Consider the following 19,161-nt stretch of genomic DNA (forward strand, 5'->3'; position numbering starts at 1 on the left):
CGTGATTCGGCTTTACCCCGGCGCCCCGCTGCCTGCGATCTGATGGATCGCCGGCTTCGCGGCTGACGCCGCTCCTACAGAACAACAAGCCGGCTAGAAACCCTTGCGCTTGCGCAACCGCCGGGCGATGGCGGCGCGGACGTACAGGCCGTAAACAACGCCAAACAGAAAGCCGGCCACATGCGCCGACCAGGCCACCATGCCGAAGCTCGGGCCGATATAGGCGAACACCACCTGCAAGGCGGCCCACACGCCGATCAACAGGAAGGCCGGCGCCCGCACGAACTCCAGGAAGAGGCCCAGCGGCAGCACCACGCCCAGCTTGGCGCGCGGGAACAAGGTCAGATAGGTGCCCATCAAGGCCGACACCGCGCCGCTGGCACCGATGATGCTGCGCTCCGGCGAACCGATCACGTATAGCGCGGCGAGGTTGGCGCTGGCACCGCCGAACAGGAACAGCAGCAGCAACCGCCACGGCCCCAGCACCCGCTCGGCGGGCAGGCCGAAGATCAGCAGGAACACCAGATTGCCCAGCAGGTGCGACCAGTCGGCGTGCAGGAACAGCGCGGTGAACAACCTTAATACGCTGCCATCACGCAGCGCCGCCCACCAGTCATGGCTGCTGCCCAGGCCGGTTGCCAGCGCTCCCCAAGCCAGCCACAGCGAGCGCCGCGCTTCATCCGGGCGCGAGGTTGACCATAGAAACGCCGCAAGCAAGGCCACGCACAGCAGCGGCACGGCCCAGCGCAGGCCTGTCTTATTTCTGGAAGGAATGGAGACGAACATGAGTCCGGAAGCCTAACCCGGGACCGCCCGGGAGGGGCTGGGAATATGTCTTTCGTCGTTATTGTTTAGTTAACCAGCGTGGGTGATACTGCATACGGCGTCGTATGTCGGGAGGGGTCTCCGGCGCACCGTCAAGCGGCTCGGCTGCTTGGTGGTGCAGGCGCAAAACGACAATTACCGTTTACGGAGAGAGCTTCCACTATGACCGCTTCTGCTATTGCCCGCGTAACCGCACTTGCTGTCGGCATCGCCGGCACCCTCGCTTTCAGCCACGCCAATGCTGCTGCCTTCCAGCTGAAGGAAAACAGTGCCAAGGGCCTAGGCCGCGCTTTTGCCGGTTCCACCAGTGCATGGGACGACGCTTCGGTGGTCGCCACCAACCCGGCCTCCATGCGCTTGCTCGATGGTCGCCAGTTCCAGGCTGACCTGAGCGCGATCAGCTTCTCGGCTGATTTCAAGAAGGCCTCCGGCCGCAACTCCGGCCCGGGCGGCCCGGGTACCGGCACCGAGATCACCGGTGGCAACGGCGGCGACGCTGGCATGATCGCGCCGGTCCCGGCTGCGTACTTCCACCTGCCGTTCGGCGAGAACGACAACATGCATTTCGGTCTGTCGCTGACCGCGCCGTTCGGCTTCAAGACCGATTACGACCGTAACTGGGTTGGCCGCTACAGCGGCGTGACCACCGACCTGAAGGCCATCGACCTGGGCGCGGCGTTCTCTTACGATGTCAACCCGTACGTGTCGTTCGGCGCGTCGGTGTTCGTTGAGCACCTGACCATCGAGCTGTCCAATGCGCTGGACATGGGCGCCGTGGTCAACGGTGCCGCCCAGCAGAAGGCCGCAGATGCCGCCGCTGCCGCTGGCCGTACGCCGGCGCAGATTGCCGCCGCAGCAGCAATGGCTGGCCAGGCCGCTGCAGCGGGTGGCTTCTTCCCGGGCAGCGCCGATGGTTTCGTGACCATCGAAGGCGACAACAACGCCGTCGGCTACGTGCTCGGCACCACCCTGAGCCCGACCGAAAACACCAACATCGCCTTCAGCTACCGCTCCAAGGTCGAGCACAAGATCACCGGTGGCAAGGCCAACTTCACCGTGCCGCAGAACGTGTCGGTTGCTCTCGGCCAGCCGGGCAGCGGCCTGTTCGTGGACACCTCGGGCAAGGCCACGGTGACCCTGCCGGCCTCGCTCTCGATGAGCATCACCCACCGCATCAACGACCGTTGGACCGTGATGGGCGACGTGTCGCGTACCGCATGGAAGACCGCGTTCGACAAGGTGACCGTCGACTTCGCGTCGAACCAGCCGGACAACACCCTGGGCTTCTACTACAACGACACCACCTTCGGCTCGATCGGTACTGAGTACAAGCTGTCCGACACCATCACCCTGCGTGGCGGTGTGGCCTATGACGAGTCCCCGACCAGCATCGAGCACCGTGACGTGCGCGTGCCGGACGTGACCCGCAAGTGGCTGTCGGTTGGCCTGGGCTGGACCCCGTCGGAGAAGACCGAGTTCAACTTTGGTTACACCCACCTGTTCACCAGTGAGCCGGGCATCAATGTCACCTCGGCCACCGGCAATGTGGTCAAGGGCAAGTACGACGTGGGCGGCGACATCCTCGCTGCTTCGGTCAACTACAAGTTCTGATCGAACCTGTAGCTGATGCATGCAGAAAGCCCCGCGCAAGCGGGGCTTTTTGTTTGTGGGCGCAGCCTTGTAGGAGCGGCGTAAGCCGCGAAGCTGGCGTCGATGAAATCATCGGTTCCATTGCAACCTGATGGTCCATCTGCTTCGCGGCTTACGCCGCTCCTACAAGGCACGGGAGTGATTGGTTGCCGGGAAGGCCTCTGCCGAGCATGGCTCGGCACTACATGCTCCCTCCCTTTCGCGTGGCGAAGGGGAGGGTTGGGGCGGGATAGTTTTTGACTTTGTTTGTGGCCCTGCAAGGTGATGAGCTGTGCACTTGTGGGAGCGGCGTCAGCCGCGAAGTCGGCATCAATCAAGCTGCGAGCGCCGCTGCAGTCTGATGGTCCATCTGCTTCGCGGCTGATGCCGCTCCCACAAGCCACTAGGCGGATGTATTACCGGGAAAGCCTCTGCCGAGCATGGCTCGGCACTACACGCTCCCTGCCTTTCGCGTGGCGAAGGGGAGGGTTGGGGCGGGATAGTTTTTGACTTTGTTTGTGGCCGTGCAAGGTGATGAGCTGTGCATTTGTGGGAGCGGCGTCAGCCGCGAAGTCGGCATCAATCAAGCTTCGAGCGCCGCTGCAATCTGACGGTCCATCTGCTTCGCGGCTGACACCTCTCCCACAAGCCACTAGGCGGATGTATTACCGGGAAAGCCTCTGCCGGGCATGGCTCGGCACTACACGCTCCCTCCCTTTCGCGTGGCGAAGGGGAGGGTTGGGGCGGGGTAGGTTTTTCGCAGTGCAAAGAAAAACCCCGCTTTCGCGGGGTTTTTCTCGCTCACCAAGCGGCTGGAATCAGTCGCCCAGGGTCAGCAGCGAGGCGTTGCCGCCGGCTGCGGTGGTGTTCACCGTCACCGTCTTCTCGGTGGCGAAGCGCAGCAGGTAATGCGGGCCGCCGGCCTTGGGGCCGGTGCCGGACAGCCCTTGGCCGCCGAACGGCTGTACCCCGACCACCGCGCCGATCTGGTTGCGGTTGACGTAGACGTTGCCGACGTTGACGCGCGAGGCGATGCGGTCAACGGTTTCGTCGATGCGCGAGTGCACGCCCAGGGTCAGGCCATAGCCGGTGGCGTTGATCTGGTCGATGACTGCATCGAGCTGATCGGCCTTCCAGCGGATCACGTGCAGCACCGGCCCGAAGATCTCCTGGTGCAGCTGGCCCAGATCCTTCAGCTCGTACGCGCGCGGTGCGAAGAAGGTGCCGTGTGCGGCAGCCTCGGACAGCGGTGCGGTGGCGATCAGGCGGGCTTCGCGGTCCATGCGCACGGCATGGTCCTTGAGGATCTGCAGCGCGTCGGCGTCGATCACCGGGCCGACGTCGGTGGACAGTTCACCCGGGTCGGCAACCTTCAGTTCGGCCATCGCGCCGGCCAGCATGCCCATCACCTTGTCGGCGATGTCGTCCTGCACGAACAGCACGCGCGCTGCCGAGCAACGCTGGCCGGCAGAGGTGAAGGCCGAGCCGATGGCGTCCTTGACCAGCTGTTCCGGCAGCGCAGAGGAGTCGGCGATGAAGGCGTTCTGGCCGCCGGTCTCGGCGATCAGCACGCCGATGGCGGCATCACGCGCGGCCATGGTGCGGTTGATCAGGCGGGCGGTGTCGGTGGAGCCGGTGAAGGCGACGCCGGCCACGCGCGGGTCGGCGGTCAACGCGGCGCCCACCACCGAGCCGGAGCCCGGCACGAACTGCACCACGCCTTCCGGTACGCCGGCATCAAGCAGCAGCTTGACCGCGTAGTAACCGATCAGGTTGGTCTGTTCGGCCGGCTTGGCGATGACGCTGTTGCCGGCGGCCAGGGCGGCAGCCACCTGGCCCATGAAGATGGCCAGCGGGAAGTTCCACGGGCTGATGCAGACGAACACGCCACGGCCGTGCAGCTGCAGCTCGTTGCTTTCGCCGGTGGGGCTGGGCAGCTTCTCGCCGGCGCCGAACTGGTCACGCGCCTGCTTGGCGTAATAGCGCAGGAAATCCACCGCTTCGCGCACTTCGGCGACGCCGTCGGGCAGGCTCTTGCCAGCTTCCTTCACGCACAGCGCCATGAACTCGGCGATGCGGGCTTCCAACTGGTCGGCGGCGTGCTCGAGGATGGCAGCGCGGCTGGCGGCCGGGGTGCGGTTCCAGGCCGGCTGTGCGGCCACGGCATTGGCCAGCGCCTTCTCCACGGTGGCGGCATCGGCAGCCTGCCAGTGACCGACGACCTGGCGGTTGTCGGCCGGGTTGGTCACTGCCTGGGTGGCACCGCTGGTGCTGGCGCCGGGTACCAAGGGGGCGGCCTGCCATGGCTTGATGGCGGCGTTGAGCTGCTCGGCCAGGGCGCGCAGTTCGTTGTCGTTGGCGAGGTTGATGCCCATGGAGTTGGTCCTGTCGTGGTTCTGGCTGCGCAGCAAATCAACCGGCAGCGGGATCTTGGGGTGAGGAATGGAGGCGAACGAGGACACGGCTTCGACCGGATCGCGGATCAGGTCGTCGATGGACACGTCTTCATCGGTGATGCGATTGACGAAGCTGGAGTTGGCGCCGTTTTCCAGCAGGCGACGTACCAGGTAGGGCAGCAGGTCTTCGTGCGAACCGACCGGCGCGTACACGCGGCAGGGCACGTTCAAGCGGTCGGCCGGAATCACTTCGGCGTACAGGTCATCACCCATGCCGTGCAGCTTCTGGTGCTCGTAGATGCCGCCCTTGGCGATCTGTTTGATCGCGGCGATGGTGGCCGCGTTGTGGGTGGCGAACATCGGGTAGATCGCGTCGCTGTGGCCGAACAGGCGCTTGGCGCAGGCGATGTAGGACACATCGGTGTTCTGCTTGCGGGTGAATACCGGGTAGCCGGGCAGGCCCTCGATCTGCGCGCGCTTGATCTCCGCGTCCCAGTAGGCGCCCTTGACCAGACGCACCTGCAGCTTGTGGCCGATACGACGTGCAAGATCGGCCAGGTAATCGATCGTGTACGGCGTGCGCTTCTGGTAGGCCTGCACGACGATGCCGAAGCCTTCCCAGCCCTTCAGCGAAGGATGGCTGACCACGCGCTCGATGATGTCCAGCGACAGTTCCAGGCGATCGGTTTCTTCAGCGTCGACCGTGCAGCCGATGCCGTAGGACTTGGCCAGCTGCGCCAGTTCCAGCACGCCCGGCACCAGGTCCTTGAGCACGCGCTCGCGCTTGGCGTGCTCGTAGCGCGGGTACAGCGCCGACAGCTTGATCGAGATGCCGTGCGACTTGGTCACGTCACCGTCGGCCTTGCCGCCGCGGGCGATGTTGTCGCCGCCGATGGCGTGGATGGCGCGGCGATAGTCTTCCAGGTAACGCAGCGCATCCTTCATGGTCAGCGCACCTTCGCCGAGCATGTCGAAGGAATAGCGGTAGTTGCTGTTGTCGCCCTTGTGCGAGCGCGACAGCGCTTCGTCGATGGTGCGGCCCATGACGAACTGGTGGCCCATGATCTTCATGGCCTGACGCACGGCCAGGCGGATCACCGGCTCACCAACGCGGCCAATCAGCCGCTTGAAGGCGCCATGCACGTCGCGCTTGGTGGCATCGGCCAGATCGACCAGGTGGCCGGTCAGCATCAGGCCCCAGGTCGAAGCGTTGACCAGCACCGAGTCGGACTGGCCCATGTGGCGTTTCCAGTCGGCTTCGCCGAGCTTGTCGCGGATCAGTTTGTCGGCCGTTTCCTGGTCCGGAATGCGCAGCAGGGCTTCGGCCACGCACATCAGCAGCACGCCTTCCTCGCTGCCCAGGTCGTATTGGCGCATGAACGCCTCGATCGCGCCCTGGTTTTTTGCGCGCGCACGCACGCGCTGTACCAGGTCGGCGGCTGTTGCCTGTACCTGCGCCTGCTCGGCGGCCGGCAGACGGGCCTGCTCCAGCAGTTCGCGTACATGGCTGGCTTCATCTTTCAGCCAGGCATCGGTGATGGCCTGGCGCAGCGCTGGCGGTGCCGGCGGAAGCTCGGGCGCCAGCAACGGCGGGGCTGCTGACGTTGGGGAGGCGACTTCAGGAGAAGGTGTTGCGTTCATGCGCTCGGCCACGGTTGGATTCGGCCATTTTAATCTTCGCCGGCCGTTTTCCTAGTCCCATGTGGACATCCTTTAGTGGGGCGAAAGCACTGGCCTGTGGGCGCTTGCGCAATATTCAGCAAGCCGGTTTTTATTGTGCTGATTCCGGCAATTAAATCGACGTGCTTGGGCGATATCAGGCGACTTTTGGTGTGCACTGCAGCATTGAAGACGTTGATGAATGGAAGCTTGCCGGGCGTGCGCAGGCAGGGCTACCATCGAACTCGATTTCCGCGATGGACGCGGCTGCGATGATCCAGGTGCTTCGGCAAGATTCCGATGGCTCAGGGACGCAGTTGTTACTGCACCCCCCACGGGCGCTTAGTGCCCGGCAGTTCGTCCAGTTGTTTGCGGCGTTGGCAGGATTGATGGTGTTCGCGGCCGGCCTGGCTTGGCTGGCCGGCAACCGCCTCGCTCCGGTCTTCGCGTTGTTGCATGGCTTGCTGGTGGCTGCTGCCCTGCGCGCGTGTTGGCGCAGCAGCAATCGCCGGGAAGAGATCCGGGTAGGGCCGGACTGCGTGGAAGTGATTCCCGCAGCCGGAGTTTCGCCGGTATTCCGCGCACACCCGTATTGGGTGCGGGTGGTGACCGGGAAGGAACGGGTCCTGCTGGTTTCCAGCGGCAAATGGGTGGAAGTGGGGAGTTTCCTCGCGCCCGTGGAACGTCGGGAACTTGCGGTGACACTTGAAGGCTTGCTCGCTGCCAGCAGTGGTGGCAACCGATGACGTCAAGGGTCTAGGCAATGAAGCAAAGCAGCGTGTGGGGCGCGAAGTTGAAACACGGTTTGGCAGCGGCAGCGATGATGTTGTCGGCGCAGGCAGCATGGGCGCAATCGGCCGATCCAAAGGAATGGCAGCTCAACATGGGCAAGGGCGTCACCCATACCTCGCGTATGGCGTGGGACGCGCACATGGTGGCGTTGTGGGTGTGTACCGTCATCGGCGTGCTGGTATTCGGCGCGATGGCCTACGCCATCTTCAAGTTCCGCAGGTCCAAGGGTGCGGTGGCCAAGCAGTTCAGCCATAACACCAAGGCGGAAATCATCTGGACCGTCATTCCCATCCTCATCCTGGTGGTGATGGCCTGGCCGGCCACGGCCAAGCTGATCGCCATGTACGACACCCGCGATTCCGAGATGACGGTGAAGATCACCGGCTATCAGTGGATGTGGAAGTACGAATACCTCGGTGAGGATGTCGCCTTCACCAGCCGCCTGGACCGCAAGTCCGACGAGGTGCGGCAGAGCGGCAGCGTGCCGACCATGGCCAGCGACCCGCATTACCTGCTGGACGTGGACAACCCGCTGGTGCTGCCGGTGGATACCAAAGTCCGCTTCGTCATCACCTCCGACGACGTGATCCATGCGTGGTGGGTGCCGGCACTGGGCTGGAAGCAGGACGCCGTGCCCGGTTTCATCAATGAGCGCTGGACCAATATCGAAACCGAAGGCGTGTACCGCGGCCAGTGTGCTGAGCTGTGCGGCAAGGATCATGGCTTCATGCCGATCGTGGTCAAGGCCGTGTCCAAGGACGAGTTCAAAACCTGGCTGGCCTCGCGCAAGCCGGCGCCCGCTACGCCTGCCGAAGCGGCGCCCGCACCTGTTGCCGAACCGGCACCGGCAGCGACGCCTGAAGCAACCCCGACTGTCGCTACACCCGCCGCGCCTGCGGCGGCCGGTGCCTGATACCACTGCGTGCCGGTGCTGCCGGCGCGATGCCTGAAAACGGATAACGAGGTGTAGTTGCAATGGCGAATACCGCAGTGGACCACTCCGATCACCACGGGCACCAGCAAGGTTTCTTCGAGCGTTGGTTCTTCTCGACCAACCACAAGGACATCGGCACGCTCTACCTGCTCTTCAGCTTCACGATGTTCATCGTCGGCGCGGCGATGTCGGTGCTGATCCGATGGGAGCTGATGGAACCCGGCCTTCAGCACATGAAGCCGGAGTTCTTCAACCAGATGACCACCGTGCATGCACTGGTGATGATCTTCGGTGGCGTGATGCCGGCCTTCGTCGGCCTGGCCAACTGGATGATCCCGCTGCAGATCGGCGCGCCGGACATGGCCCTGCCGCGCATGAACAACTGGTCGTTCTGGCTGCTGCCGGTGGCCTTCGGCATGCTGCTGGTGACCTTGTTCCTGCCCGGTGGTGCACCGGCCGGTGGCTGGACCTTGTACCCGCCGCTGTCGCTGCAGGGCGGCTACAACGTGGCCTTCAGCGTGTTTGCCATCCACGTCGCCGGCGTCAGCTCGATCATGGGCGCGATCAACATCATCGCCACCGTGCTCAACATGCGCGCACCTGGCATTGATCTGCTGAAGATGCCGATCTTCTGCTGGACCTGGCTGATCACCGCCTTCCTGCTGATCGCGGTGATGCCGGTGCTGGCCGGTGCGGTGACCATGCTGCTGACCGACAAGTTCTTCGGCACCAGTTTCTTCAACGCCGCCGGTGGCGGTGACCCGGTGATGTACCAGCACATCTTCTGGTTCTTCGGGCACCCCGAGGTCTACATCATGATCCTGCCGGCGTTCGGCGTGGTCAGCGAGATACTGCCCACCTTCAGCCGCAAGCCGCTGTTCGGCTACCAGGCGATGGTCTACGCCACTGCCGCCATCGCCTTCCTGTCCTTCATCGTGTGGGCGCACCACATGTTCACGGTGGGCATGCCGCTGGGTGGCGAGATCTATTTCATGTTCGCCACCATGCTGATCTCGATCCCGACCGGGGTGAAGGTGTTCAACTGGGTCAGCACGATGTGGGAGGGCTCGCTGACGTTTGAAACGCCGATGCTGTTCTCCATCGCCTTCGTGATCCTGTTCACCATCGGCGGCTTCTCCGGCCTGATGCTGGCCATCGTGCCGGCCGACTACCAGTACCACGACACCTATTTCGTGGTGGCGCACTTCCATTACGTGCTGGTGACCGGCGCGGTGTTGGCATTGATCGCGGCGGTGTATTACTGGTGGCCGAAGTGGACCGGCCGGATGTACAACGAGTTCTGGGGCAAGGTGCATTTCTGGTGGACGATGGTGTTCGTCAACCTGCTGTTCTTCCCGCAGCACTTCCTCGGCCTGGCCGGCATGCCGCGGCGTATTCCGGACTACAACCCGGTATTCGCCGACTGGAACCTGATCAGCTCGATTGGTGCCTTCGGCATGTTCGTCACCCCCTTCATGATGGCGGTGATCCTGCTGTCCTCGCTGCGCAACGGCAAGCGTGCCGAAGCGCGCGCCTGGGAAGGTGCCAAGGGCCTGGAGTGGACCATTCCCTCGCCGGCACCTGCACATACCTTCACCGTGCCACCGGTGATCAAGCCGGGCGATCTGGCCCATGACGACGTGAGCCACTGAGGAGGCCGGCGATGAACAGCAACGAGCATTTCCAGGCTGAGGAGATGGCGCTGCGCAAGCGCCGTTCGCGCCGTACCGCGCTTATCGTCGGTTTGATCGCGGTCGCGGTCTATGTCGGCTTCATCCTGTCCGGGGTGCTGGCGAGTTGACCACGCCGGCGCCCGCACCCAAGCCCAAACCCAATGCCGGCCTCGGCCGGCTGATCGGCGTGGCCTTTGCGGTGTTCGTGCTGACCTTCTCGCTGGTGCCGCTGTACCGCATCGCCTGCGAAAAGGTATTTGGCGTGCGGCTGGAGCGCGGCGCCACCACGCATGAAACCAAGGCACATGCGGCCAACAGCAAGCGCACGGTGCGGGTGGAGTTCGATGGCGGCGTCAATTCCAAGCTGCCCTGGGCCTTCCACCCGGAAAAGCTGACGATGGACGTGGTGCCGGGCGAGTTGAACGAGGCCCTGTACTTTGCCCGCAACGACAGCGAGCGCGCATTGGTCGGCAGCGCGGTGCCGTCGGTGGCACCGGCGCGGGCCTCGGGCTACTTCAACAAGACCGAATGCTTCTGCTTCACCGCGCAGACCCTGCAGGCGGGGGAGAAGCGCGAGATGCCGGTACGTTTCATCGTCGACCCGGACCTGCCGGCCGACGTCAACACGATCACCTTGTCCTACACCTTCTACAAGAATGATGCGCTGACCGAGCAGCTGGCCCCGGCAACCGCCGCGACCGCTGCCCACGCAGCTCCCTGATCACGGACCCGGAAGCAACGCCATGGCCCATAACGCCCCTGATGCCAACGTCTACTTCGTGCCTAGCAGCAGCAAATGGCCGTTTGTAGGATCGATCGCGATGCTGGTGATGATGGTCGGGGTAGCCAGCTGGCTCAACGACGCCAGCTGGGGCCGTTGGACCTTCTTCACCGGCGTGGCGATGCTGGTGTTCACCCTGTTCCTCTGGTTCGGCGATGTGATCCGCGAATCGGTGGGCGGCAACTACAACCGGCAGGTGGACGGCTCGTTCCGGATGGGGATGATCTGGTTCATCTTCTCCGAGGTGATGTTCTTCGCCGCCTTCTTCGGTGCGCTGTTCTACACCCGCAACATGGGCCTGCCATGGCTCGGTGGTGAAGGCCATGGCGTATTGACCAACGAATACCTGTGGGACGGCTATTCGGCTGCCTGGCCGACCAACGGCCCGGCCGATATCGGCGGCGCTTTCCAGACCATCCCGGCCTGGGGCCTGCCGCTGATCAACACCCTGATCCTGCTGACCTCCGGCGTCACCCTGACCATCGCCCATCACGCGCTGAAGGCGGGCAACCGCAAGCAGCTGCTGATCTGGCTGGGTCTGACCGTCGTGCTGGGCTGCGTGTTCCTGTTCTTCCAGGCCGAGGAATACATCCACGCCTACAAGGAATTGAACCTGACCCTGGGCTCGGGCATTTACGGCTCGACGTTCTTCATGCTGACCGGCTTCCACGGCGCACACGTGCTGCTGGGAACGATCATGTTGACGGTGATGTGGTTCCGCGCCGCCAAGGGCCACTTCACCCGCGACAACCACTTTGGTTTTGAAGCAGCCGCGTGGTACTGGCACTTTGTCGACGTGGTGTGGCTGATGCTGTTCCTGTTCGTCTACGTGCTGTAACCACGATCAGCGGCCGCGCTGCAGGGCAGTGCGGCCGTTGCGATGCTCAGCCGCCCACGCCGTGCGGTCTGATCCAGCCGGTATAGATGCCCAGGGCGACCAGCAGGATCAGCACCACTGACAACGCGATACGCCGCGTCAACGCATTGACCGTCCGTTTGGTCTGGCCGCGATCGATCATCAGGTAATAGAGGCCGGCTCCAAGATTCCAGACGATGACGATCAAGAACGCGATCACCAACAGGGTCTTCAACGAATCATTCATGCGTCGCTCGTTCGGTGGGAAGGCAGTGCTATATCACCCGCTTGGCGGCAGCTTGTCATGACGCGACAGCACACGGCCATCTTCGGCTGGAGCCTGGCGCTGCTGGTAGCGGCGGTGTTCTGCGCGCTGGGCGGTTGGCAGCTGCAGCGCATGCACCAGAAAGAAGCCCTGCTTGCGCAGCTGCCGCCCAGCCGGGCCGCGGCCGTCAGCCTGGCCCAGGCCGCCGCCGCGCCGGACGCCCTGCATTGGGTGGCGGACCAGTTGCAGTTCCTGCCGGCCACGGTGCTGCTGGACAACCAGCTGCGCGAAAGCCGCGCCGGCATCAAGGTTTACCAGCCGGCGCGCGCCGCCAATGGCGCCGTGGTGCTGGTGGATCTTGGCTGGCTGCCGATGCCGGCAGACCGCAGCCTGCCGGCAATCACTCCGCTGCAGGGCACGCAGGCCGTGCAGGGGCTGTGGGCGCCGGCACCGGCGAGCGGCATCGCCCTGGGCCCGGCCTTGACCGCAACCACGCAGCCGCAGACCTGGCTGGCGACGCGTATCGACTTGGCCGCGATTGCCGCGCAGTTGAAGCTGGGCAACAGCGCGCTGGCGCCGAGGGTGCTTCGCCTGGATCCGGCAATGCGGCTGGGTTATGCGCGTGATCTGGACCTGCTGCCCAATACCCTGCCGCCGTCGCGGCACCTTGGCTATGCGGTGCAATGGTTCGCGATGGCCCTGGCGGTGTTGTTGATTGCGTTGGTGTTGCAGTTCAAGAGGCGCAGGAAGGCGGGAGTTGGGAATGGGGGGTAGGTTGGAGCTAGGGCAGAGCCAAGGCCAGAGCCAGGGCACCCCTCCCCAACCCTCCCCTTGGCTACGCCAAAGGGAGGGGGCAGATCGCCATCGCTTTGGCCTTGGCCTTTGCCGTTGCCGTTGAGTTCCCCCTCCCTTTCACCGAAGGTGAAGGGGAGGGCCGGGGAGGGGTGCTTTCAGCCTTTGCTCCAGTTCCTGCACCAGCACCAGCACCAGCACCAACTCCAACTTTTGCTCCCAGCCACTCCCCATTGCCAGCACTAAAAGACCCCAGCCATGAACGCACTCACCCCCGACCAGCTCGCCACCCGCAATCGCGGCCGCAGGGTGTTGCTGCTGATCTTCGCCATGTTCTTCGGGTCGATGGCGCTGGCCGGCATCCTGCGCTTCTCCGGGTGGACACCGCAGATCAATCGCCACCATGGCGAGCTGCTGCAGCCGGCGGTCGACCTGCGCAGCGAGCAGCTGCATCTGGCCAATGGACAGGCTTATGACTGGAACCCCGGCGAGCGCCACTGGCGCATCCTGCTGGCGCCGCCGGCAGATTGCGCACCTGCCTGCGTCACTTTGTCGCAGCAATTGGACAAGGTGTGGCAGTTGTTCGGGCATAACGCGGATAATGTCGAGATATTGTGGCTGGGCACGCCGCCTGAACAGGTGGCCGCCACGCCGGCACTGAAGGTGCTGCAGCCCCAGCCTGCGTTCCGGGCCAAACTGCCGGGTGTTGATGACCCGGCCGGTACCCCGGTGTATGTGATTGATCCCAATGGCTTTGTGGTATTCCGCTATGCGCCGGGTTTTGAACCGGGTGGATTGCGGGCTGATCTATCCAAGCTGTTGAAACTGATGTGAGTTCCGTTCGATGAATGCCACTGCGCGTCCTGCGCTGTACCGCAATTTCCACCGATTGGCGTGGTTCGCACTGATCATGACGGCGAGCACGATCATGTTCGGCTCGTTCGTGCGCCTGTCCGATGCCGGCCTGAGCTGCCCGGATTGGCCTACCTGCTATGGCCGCGTGACCTGGCCGCAGACGCAGATGGAAGCGGCACAGCACGTGGCCAGCGAGATCCGCCCGCTGGAAACCCACAAGGCCTGGCGCGAGCAGGTCCACCGTTTCCTGGCCGGCCTGCTCGGTGTGGAAGTGTTGACCCTGGCGCTGCTGGCGGCACGCAAGCGCAAGCGTGGCATCGCCCAGATCGTCACCGCCTCGGTGCTGGTGGCCATAGCCATACCGCTGTACATGCGCGGCGAGCACGTCGCCGCGAGCGTGCTGGCCATCGGCGGCGAGGCGATCCTGCTACTGGCGGCGCTGCGCTGGTCCAACATCGATCTGGCGCGCGCGGCAGTGCTGACCCTGGCGGTGGTGATCTTCCAGGCCCTGCTCGGCATGTGGACGGTGACCTGGCTGCTCAAGCCGATCGTGGTGATGGGGCATCTGCTGGGCGGCATGGCGATGTTCTCGCTGCTGGTGTGGATGGCCTGGAAAGCCACGCACCTGCCGATCACCCTGGCCGAGGCACCACGCCTGCGCTGGTGGCTGCGCGCGGCGGTGGCGATGGTGGTGCTGCAGATCGCCCTCGGCGGCTGGGTCAGCGCCAACTACGCAGCCTTGGCCTGCGGCGGCGGCAGCGCCTCGCTGGACAACTTCCCGCGCTGCGTCAGCCAATGGTGGCCGCAGCAGAACTACAGCGAAGGCTTCACCCTGTGGCGCGGCATCGGCGTGGACTACGAAGGCGGCGTGCTCGATGGCGCCTCACGTATCGCCATCCAGATGGCGCACCGGATGTTCGCGGTGCTGGTGGCGCTGTATCTGCTGGTGTTGTCGGTACGCATGTTCCGTTTGCCGGGCATGCGCGGTTGGGCAACTACGCTGATCGCGTTGGTGCTGTTGCAGGTCACGCTGGGCGTGCTCAACGTCAAGCTGGCGTTGCCGCTGGCAGTAGCCGTGATGCACAGCGGCGGCGCGGTTGCCCTGTTGTTTGTATTGGTCACGCTGCTGGCGCGGCTGCGCGCTCCGGAGTGAATGATGCGTACAACATGGCGTGATTACTGGGACCTGACCAAGCCGAAGGTGGTGGCACTGATTGTTTTCACCGCCCTGGTCGGCATGTGCCTGGCCATTCCCGGCCTGCCGACCACCGCGCAGGTGGTGACCGGTCTGCTGGGTTTCCTCGGCATCTGGTTGTCGGCATCGGCGGCGGCAGCCATCAACCAGCTGCTGGATGCGCGCATCGACGCACAGATGGCGCGTACATCATGGCGCCCGCTGGTGGTCGGCAAGGTCTCGCCGCGGCAGGTGCTGGTGTTTGCCGGCGCGTTGACCGCGTTGTCGATGACCATCCTGGTGCTGTGGGTGAACGTGATCACCGCGGTGCTCACCTTCGCCTCGCTGATCGGCTATGCGGTGATCTACACCGTCTACCTGAAGCGTGCGACCTCGCAGAACATCGTCATCGGCGGCCTGGCTGGCGCAACGCCGCCGCTGCTGGGCTGGGCGGCAATCACCGGCATGCAGGGCAGCTCGGATTGGGCCTACGCCTCGCTGCTGGTGCTGATCATCTTCATCTGGACCCCGCCGCATTTCTGGGCACTGGCGATCTTCCGTCGCGTTGATTACGCCAAGGCGGAGATCCCGATGCTGCCGGTAACCCACGGCGTGCCACATACCCGCAAGCAGATCCTGGCGTATTCGGTGGTGCTGGCGGTGGTGACGCTGCTGCCGGTGGCGATCGATATGAGCGGCATGTTCTACCTGGGCGGTGCCACGGTGCTGAACATCGTGTTCCTCTGGTACGCATGGAAGATGCAGGACCCGCCGGACGAGATGTTCAACATGAAGATGTTCGGCTATTCCATCGTCTACCTGATGGCGCTGTTCGCCTTCCTGCTGGTCGACCACTGGCTGCTGCCTTGGTTGTGATCCAGTACTGAAAAGGCCGGCGAATGCCGGCCTTTTCATTTAAACACCAGCAACTGCGATTGTAGGAGCAGCCGTGGCTGTGGGAGCGGCGTCAGCCGCGAAGCTGATGGCGTTTCCGTTTGCGGTTGGATCTGCAACCGCAGAATGTTTGATTGCAGCTCGCGCGTGCATCGAACGCATGGCCAGCTTCGCGGCTGACGCCGCTCCTACAAAGCTGGTGCCGCTTATTGTTGCGTTGTTCCTGCGTTCTGCTTCGCATACCGCTGCGCCACCACCGAGCAGACGATCAGCTGGATCTGGTGGTAGATCATGATCGGCAGCACGATCGCGCCGAGGCTGCCGCCGGCAAACAATACCTTGGCGATCGGTACGCCGGTGGCCAGGCTCTTCTTGGAACCGCAGAACACGATGGTGATTTCATCCGCGCGGTTGAAGCCCAGCTTGCGGGCCAGCCAGGTGATGCCCGGCATGGCAATGGCCAACAACACCACCGCGATCAAGGCCGCCGCCAGCAGGGAAAGCGGCGGCGTCTTGCTCCACAATCCTTCGCTTACCGATTCGCCAAAGGCGGCGTAGACCACAAGCAGCACCGTGCCCTGGTCGGTATAACGCAGCAGTGGCCGTTGCCGGTCGACCCAGCGGCCTATCCACGGCCGCAGCAGGTGGCCGAGCACGAACGGCACCAGCAGCTGCAGCATGATCGCGCCCACCGCATGCAGCGGGTTGGTCATGCCGCCCTGCGAGCCGGCCAGCACCGTCATCAGCAACGGGGTCAGGAACACGCCGAGGATGCTGGACAGCGACGCCGCACAGACCGCAGCCGGCACGTTGCCACCGGCCATCGAAGTGAAGGCGATCGAGGACTGCACGGTGGATGGCAGTGCGCACAGGAACAGCACGCCGATATACAGCTCCGGCGTCAGCACCCAGCCGGACAGTGGTTTCATGGCCAGCCCGAACAGCGGGAACAGCACGAAGGTGCAAGCCAGGATGGTGATGTGCAGGCGCCAGTGCAGCAGGCCGGCGATGATGGATTCACGTGGCAGGCGCGCGCCGTGCAGGAAGAACAGGGCGGCGATGGCGACGTCGGTGAAGCGGTCGAAACCCTGGGCGGCGGCACCGCTCAGCGGCAGCACGGTGGCCAGGGCGACGGTGGCAAGCAAGGCGAGGGTGAAGTTGTCCGGTCGCAGTCGCGACCACCAGCGGGTCATGTCGGCAAAGCCTCCTGATCAGGGTGTGGGTACTTCCAATGCAGCGCGTGCAGCCGGTTCCAATGACGTCATGCCGGCGTCACGGCCGAGTTTGAGTGCGTTGTCTACCGATGCGCCATTGATGCGGGCATCAATCAGTGACAGCAGTGCGCCGGCGCGGTTGGATGAGGCGCAATGCAGCAACGTCTTGCCGCTGTCCTGCTTGAGCAGGCGGTCCAGCGTGCGTGCATTGGCTTCGGTGATGTCGCCGGCACCGGCGATGGGCAGGCGCACATAGCGCAGGCCGAGCTGCTCGGCCAGGGCGGCCTCGTCATAGCCGCGGTCCTCATCGGGGCGGCGTAGGTCGATGACGGTGGTCACGCCATTTGCGGCCGCTTCACGCAGTTGCTGTGCGCTGGGCTGGCCAGCGGTGATCAGGCCGGGGCGTGGTTGATGCAGGGTGGCGTCGCCGGCGAAGGCATGGGCCGGGACCAGCAGGGACAGCAACAGCGGCAGATGATGGAAGCGCATGCCTTGCTCCGTTGATGGCGGCTACAGACGTAGCGTGGCGCGCGTCTTGAGCAGCTCGCGCAGTTCGTATTTGTCGGTGTCGTCCAGGCCTTGCTGGCGTTGCTTGGCCTGCAGTTCGTCCAGGCGCTGCTGCAGCAGTTGTTTTTCCAGCTGCAATACGGCGTCCTGCAGTTCCTGCGCCCACATCGCTTCATCGCCGGGCAGCGCCTGCGCGGCCAGCTTGTGCAGCGCGGCCTGTTCCTCGCGCTCGTTGAAGTGTTCGAGCAGGGCGCCGGTGCTGATGTCCGGGCGCTGCTGGACCAGGTTCAACAATTCGACCAGCAGTTCGATGCCGGGCAGGCGCAGCCCGCTGAGGGCGTGGTGACCTTCCAGATTCATTGCCAGCGACGGTTGCTGCAGCAGGATGGCGATGGCCGCGCGTACCAGGCTGCGCTTCTGCGCCGGCACCGCGTTGTTGCGCATCGGCGGGCGCGGCGTGGCTGCAGTCGCGTTGGCGGGGCTGCCGATGCCGGTCAGGCGCGCCAGTTCCTGCTTCATCAGGTCGCCGAAGGCACCGTCGGGAATCTGCGCCAGCATCGGTTTTGCGCGTTCGGCCAGGCGTGCCTTGCCGTCGAGCGTGCCCAGGTTGATCTCGCGGCTGAGCTCGTCGAAGAAGAACTGCGACAGTGGCGTGCCTTGCTTGAGCCGCGCATCGAAGGCCTCGGCGCCTTCCTTGCGCACGATGGTGTCCGGGTCCTCGCCATCGGGCAGGAACAGGAAGAAAGCCTGGCGGCCATCCTTCATGCGCGGCAGCACCGACTCCAGCGCGCGCCAGCCGGCGCGGCGACCGGCGGCGTCACCGTCGAAGCAGAAGTACACATCCGGCGCATTGCGGAACAGCAGTTCGGCATGGTCGGGGGTGGTGGCCGTGCCCAGCGTCGCCACCGCCTGGGTGACGCCGAACTGGAACAGGCTGACCACGTCCATATAGCCTTCAACCACGATCAGCCGTTCGATCTTCTGGTTGGCCTGGCGTACCTGCCACAGGCCGTACAGTTCGCGGCCCTTGTGGAACAGCGCGGTTTCCGGCGAGTTGAGGTACTTGGGGCCGTCGTCCTTTTCCATGACCCGGCCGCCGAAGGCGATGACCCGGCCACGGCGGTCGAAGATCGGGAACATCACCCGGTCGCGGAACTTGTCGTAGACGTGGCCACGGTCGTTCTTGGAGAACAGGCCGACGCGTTCGAGCAGCTTCATGCGCCGCTCGTCCTTGCCCAGTGCATCCTTCAGCGCGCTGTAGCCATCCGGCGCATAGCCAATTGCAAAGCGCGCACGGGTATCGGCATCGACGCCACGGCCATCGAGGTAGGCGCGGGCCTTGTCGTTGCCTTCCAGTTGCTTCTGGAAGAAGCGGGTAGCGGCATCCAGCGCGGCGTACTGCTCGCGGCTGTCATCCTGCTGTTGCGGCGTGCGTGCATTGGTTTCGCGCGGGATTTCCATGCCCACGCGCTTGGCCAGCTCATCCACCGCATCGAGGAACTCGAGGCGGTCGTAATTCATCAGGAAGCTGATCGCGGTGCCGTGCGCGCCACAGCCGAAGCAGTGATAGAACTGCTTGGTTGGCGAGACCGTGAACGAGGCCGAGCGCTCGTCATGGAACGGGCAGCGCGAGGCGTATTCCTTGCCCTGGCGCTTGAGCGGCACACGTGAACCCACCACTTCGACGATGTCGGTGCGGGCCAGCAGGTCGTCAATGAACGCGTCGGGAAGTCGGGCCATGCGGCAAATGAACAGCGCCGCCGGTTGGCGGGGCGCGATGAAAAGGGGAACGGGGAGTGTACTAGGCTCGGCTGCTGCTGGTTGCGGGTTGTGCTTGATGGTTTTCAGTCAAAGGCTTGAAGCTACCCCTCCCCAGCCGCAGAGCTACCCCTCCCCAGCCCTCCCCTTGCCTGCG

Annotated in this window: 17 protein-coding genes; 11 read left to right on the plus strand and 6 right to left on the minus strand. The window is 64.3% G+C overall.

What is annotated here, in order from left to right; translation table 11 throughout:
- Window positions 1–93 precede the first annotated feature (93 nt).
- The gene (locus tag BCV67_RS11150; protein WP_062170373.1) at window positions 94–786 is read right to left on the minus strand and encodes a rhomboid family intramembrane serine protease; all 693 of its coding nucleotides are present in this window, start codon (window positions 784–786) and stop codon (window positions 94–96) included.
- 201 nt (window positions 787–987) lie between these two features.
- Between BCV67_RS11150 and BCV67_RS11155 the strand changes: the two genes are divergently transcribed.
- Complete coding sequence (locus BCV67_RS11155) at window positions 988–2,436, plus strand: outer membrane protein transport protein (RefSeq protein WP_062170371.1); 1,449 nt, start codon at window positions 988–990, stop codon at window positions 2,434–2,436.
- A gap of 836 nt (window positions 2,437–3,272) precedes the next feature.
- Here the strand turns inward: BCV67_RS11155 and putA are convergent.
- Window positions 3,273–6,491 carry a bifunctional proline dehydrogenase/L-glutamate gamma-semialdehyde dehydrogenase PutA gene (gene putA / locus BCV67_RS11160; RefSeq protein WP_062170369.1) on the minus strand — a complete coding sequence of 1,073 codons (3,219 nt, stop codon included), beginning with the start codon at window positions 6,489–6,491 and terminating at the stop codon, window positions 3,273–3,275.
- A gap of 290 nt (window positions 6,492–6,781) precedes the next feature.
- Here putA and BCV67_RS11165 point away from each other — a divergent pair, with 290 nt between their 5' ends.
- From BCV67_RS11165 to BCV67_RS11185, 6 genes are all read left to right on the plus strand, one after another.
- Window positions 6,782–7,255 carry a DUF2244 domain-containing protein gene (locus BCV67_RS11165; RefSeq protein ID WP_062171863.1) on the plus strand — a complete coding sequence of 158 codons (474 nt, stop codon included), beginning with the start codon at window positions 6,782–6,784 and terminating at the stop codon, window positions 7,253–7,255.
- A gap of 17 nt (window positions 7,256–7,272) precedes the next feature.
- A complete protein-coding gene (gene coxB / locus BCV67_RS11170) occupies window positions 7,273–8,214 on the plus strand; it encodes a cytochrome c oxidase subunit II (protein WP_062170368.1) in 942 nt (313 codons plus the stop codon).
- A gap of 62 nt (window positions 8,215–8,276) precedes the next feature.
- Window positions 8,277–9,887 carry a cytochrome c oxidase subunit I gene (ctaD, locus tag BCV67_RS11175; protein WP_062170365.1) on the plus strand — a complete coding sequence of 537 codons (1,611 nt, stop codon included), beginning with the start codon at window positions 8,277–8,279 and terminating at the stop codon, window positions 9,885–9,887.
- A gap of 11 nt (window positions 9,888–9,898) precedes the next feature.
- Window positions 9,899–10,036 (plus strand): hypothetical protein, encoded by a 138-nt coding sequence (locus BCV67_RS20345; protein ID WP_172837739.1) that lies wholly within the window; start codon window positions 9,899–9,901, stop codon window positions 10,034–10,036.
- Window positions 10,033–10,629 carry a cytochrome c oxidase assembly protein gene (locus BCV67_RS11180; RefSeq protein ID WP_062170363.1) on the plus strand — a complete coding sequence of 199 codons (597 nt, stop codon included), beginning with the start codon at window positions 10,033–10,035 and terminating at the stop codon, window positions 10,627–10,629. Before BCV67_RS20345 ends, BCV67_RS11180 begins: the two co-directional genes overlap by 4 nt.
- 22 nt (window positions 10,630–10,651) lie before the next feature.
- Complete coding sequence (locus BCV67_RS11185) at window positions 10,652–11,527, plus strand: cytochrome c oxidase subunit 3 (RefSeq protein ID WP_062170361.1); 876 nt, start codon at window positions 10,652–10,654, stop codon at window positions 11,525–11,527.
- Between the two features lie 46 nt (window positions 11,528–11,573).
- Here BCV67_RS11185 and BCV67_RS11190 read toward each other — a convergent pair whose 3' ends face one another.
- Complete coding sequence (locus BCV67_RS11190; RefSeq protein ID WP_057630479.1) at window positions 11,574–11,792, minus strand: twin transmembrane helix small protein; 219 nt, start codon at window positions 11,790–11,792, stop codon at window positions 11,574–11,576.
- Between the two features lie 57 nt (window positions 11,793–11,849).
- Here BCV67_RS11190 and BCV67_RS11195 point away from each other — a divergent pair, with 57 nt between their 5' ends.
- The 4 genes from BCV67_RS11195 to cyoE all read left to right on the plus strand — a co-directional run bounded on the left by BCV67_RS11195 (window position 11,850) and on the right by cyoE (window position 15,507).
- On the plus strand, window positions 11,850–12,584 hold the full coding sequence (locus BCV67_RS11195) for an SURF1 family protein (RefSeq protein WP_062170359.1): 735 nt from the start codon (window positions 11,850–11,852) through the stop codon (window positions 12,582–12,584).
- Between the two features lie 276 nt (window positions 12,585–12,860).
- The gene (locus tag BCV67_RS11200; RefSeq protein ID WP_062170357.1) at window positions 12,861–13,436 is read left to right on the plus strand and encodes a hypothetical protein; all 576 of its coding nucleotides are present in this window, start codon (window positions 12,861–12,863) and stop codon (window positions 13,434–13,436) included.
- Window positions 13,437–13,446: 10 nt separating this feature from the next.
- On the plus strand, window positions 13,447–14,610 hold the full coding sequence (locus BCV67_RS11205; RefSeq protein WP_062170356.1) for a COX15/CtaA family protein: 1,164 nt from the start codon (window positions 13,447–13,449) through the stop codon (window positions 14,608–14,610).
- A 3-nt stretch (window positions 14,611–14,613) separates the two neighbouring features.
- On the plus strand, window positions 14,614–15,507 hold the full coding sequence (gene cyoE, locus BCV67_RS11210; RefSeq protein ID WP_057630494.1) for a heme o synthase: 894 nt from the start codon (window positions 14,614–14,616) through the stop codon (window positions 15,505–15,507).
- A 224-nt stretch (window positions 15,508–15,731) separates the two neighbouring features.
- On the opposite strand, the gene BCV67_RS11215 is transcribed toward cyoE, so the two are convergent.
- The 3 genes from BCV67_RS11215 to dnaG are packed head-to-tail and all read right to left on the minus strand — an operon-like array spanning window position 15,732 to window position 18,986.
- Window positions 15,732–16,718 (minus strand): bile acid:sodium symporter family protein, encoded by a 987-nt coding sequence (locus BCV67_RS11215; protein ID WP_062170355.1) that lies wholly within the window; start codon window positions 16,716–16,718, stop codon window positions 15,732–15,734.
- An 18-nt stretch (window positions 16,719–16,736) separates the two neighbouring features.
- Window positions 16,737–17,228, minus strand: a complete 492-nt coding sequence (locus BCV67_RS11220) for a beta-lactamase hydrolase domain-containing protein (RefSeq protein ID WP_062170354.1) — start codon at window positions 17,226–17,228, stop codon at window positions 16,737–16,739.
- A 21-nt stretch (window positions 17,229–17,249) separates the two neighbouring features.
- Window positions 17,250–18,986: a DNA primase gene (dnaG, locus tag BCV67_RS11225; protein ID WP_062170353.1), complete on the minus strand. Its 1,737-nt coding sequence runs from the start codon at window positions 18,984–18,986 to the stop codon at window positions 17,250–17,252.
- Window positions 18,987–19,161 lie beyond the last annotated feature (175 nt).

The sequence above is a fragment of the Stenotrophomonas nitritireducens genome (assembly GCF_001700965.1).
Taxonomy (GTDB): domain Bacteria; phylum Pseudomonadota; class Gammaproteobacteria; order Xanthomonadales; family Xanthomonadaceae; genus Stenotrophomonas; species Stenotrophomonas nitritireducens_A.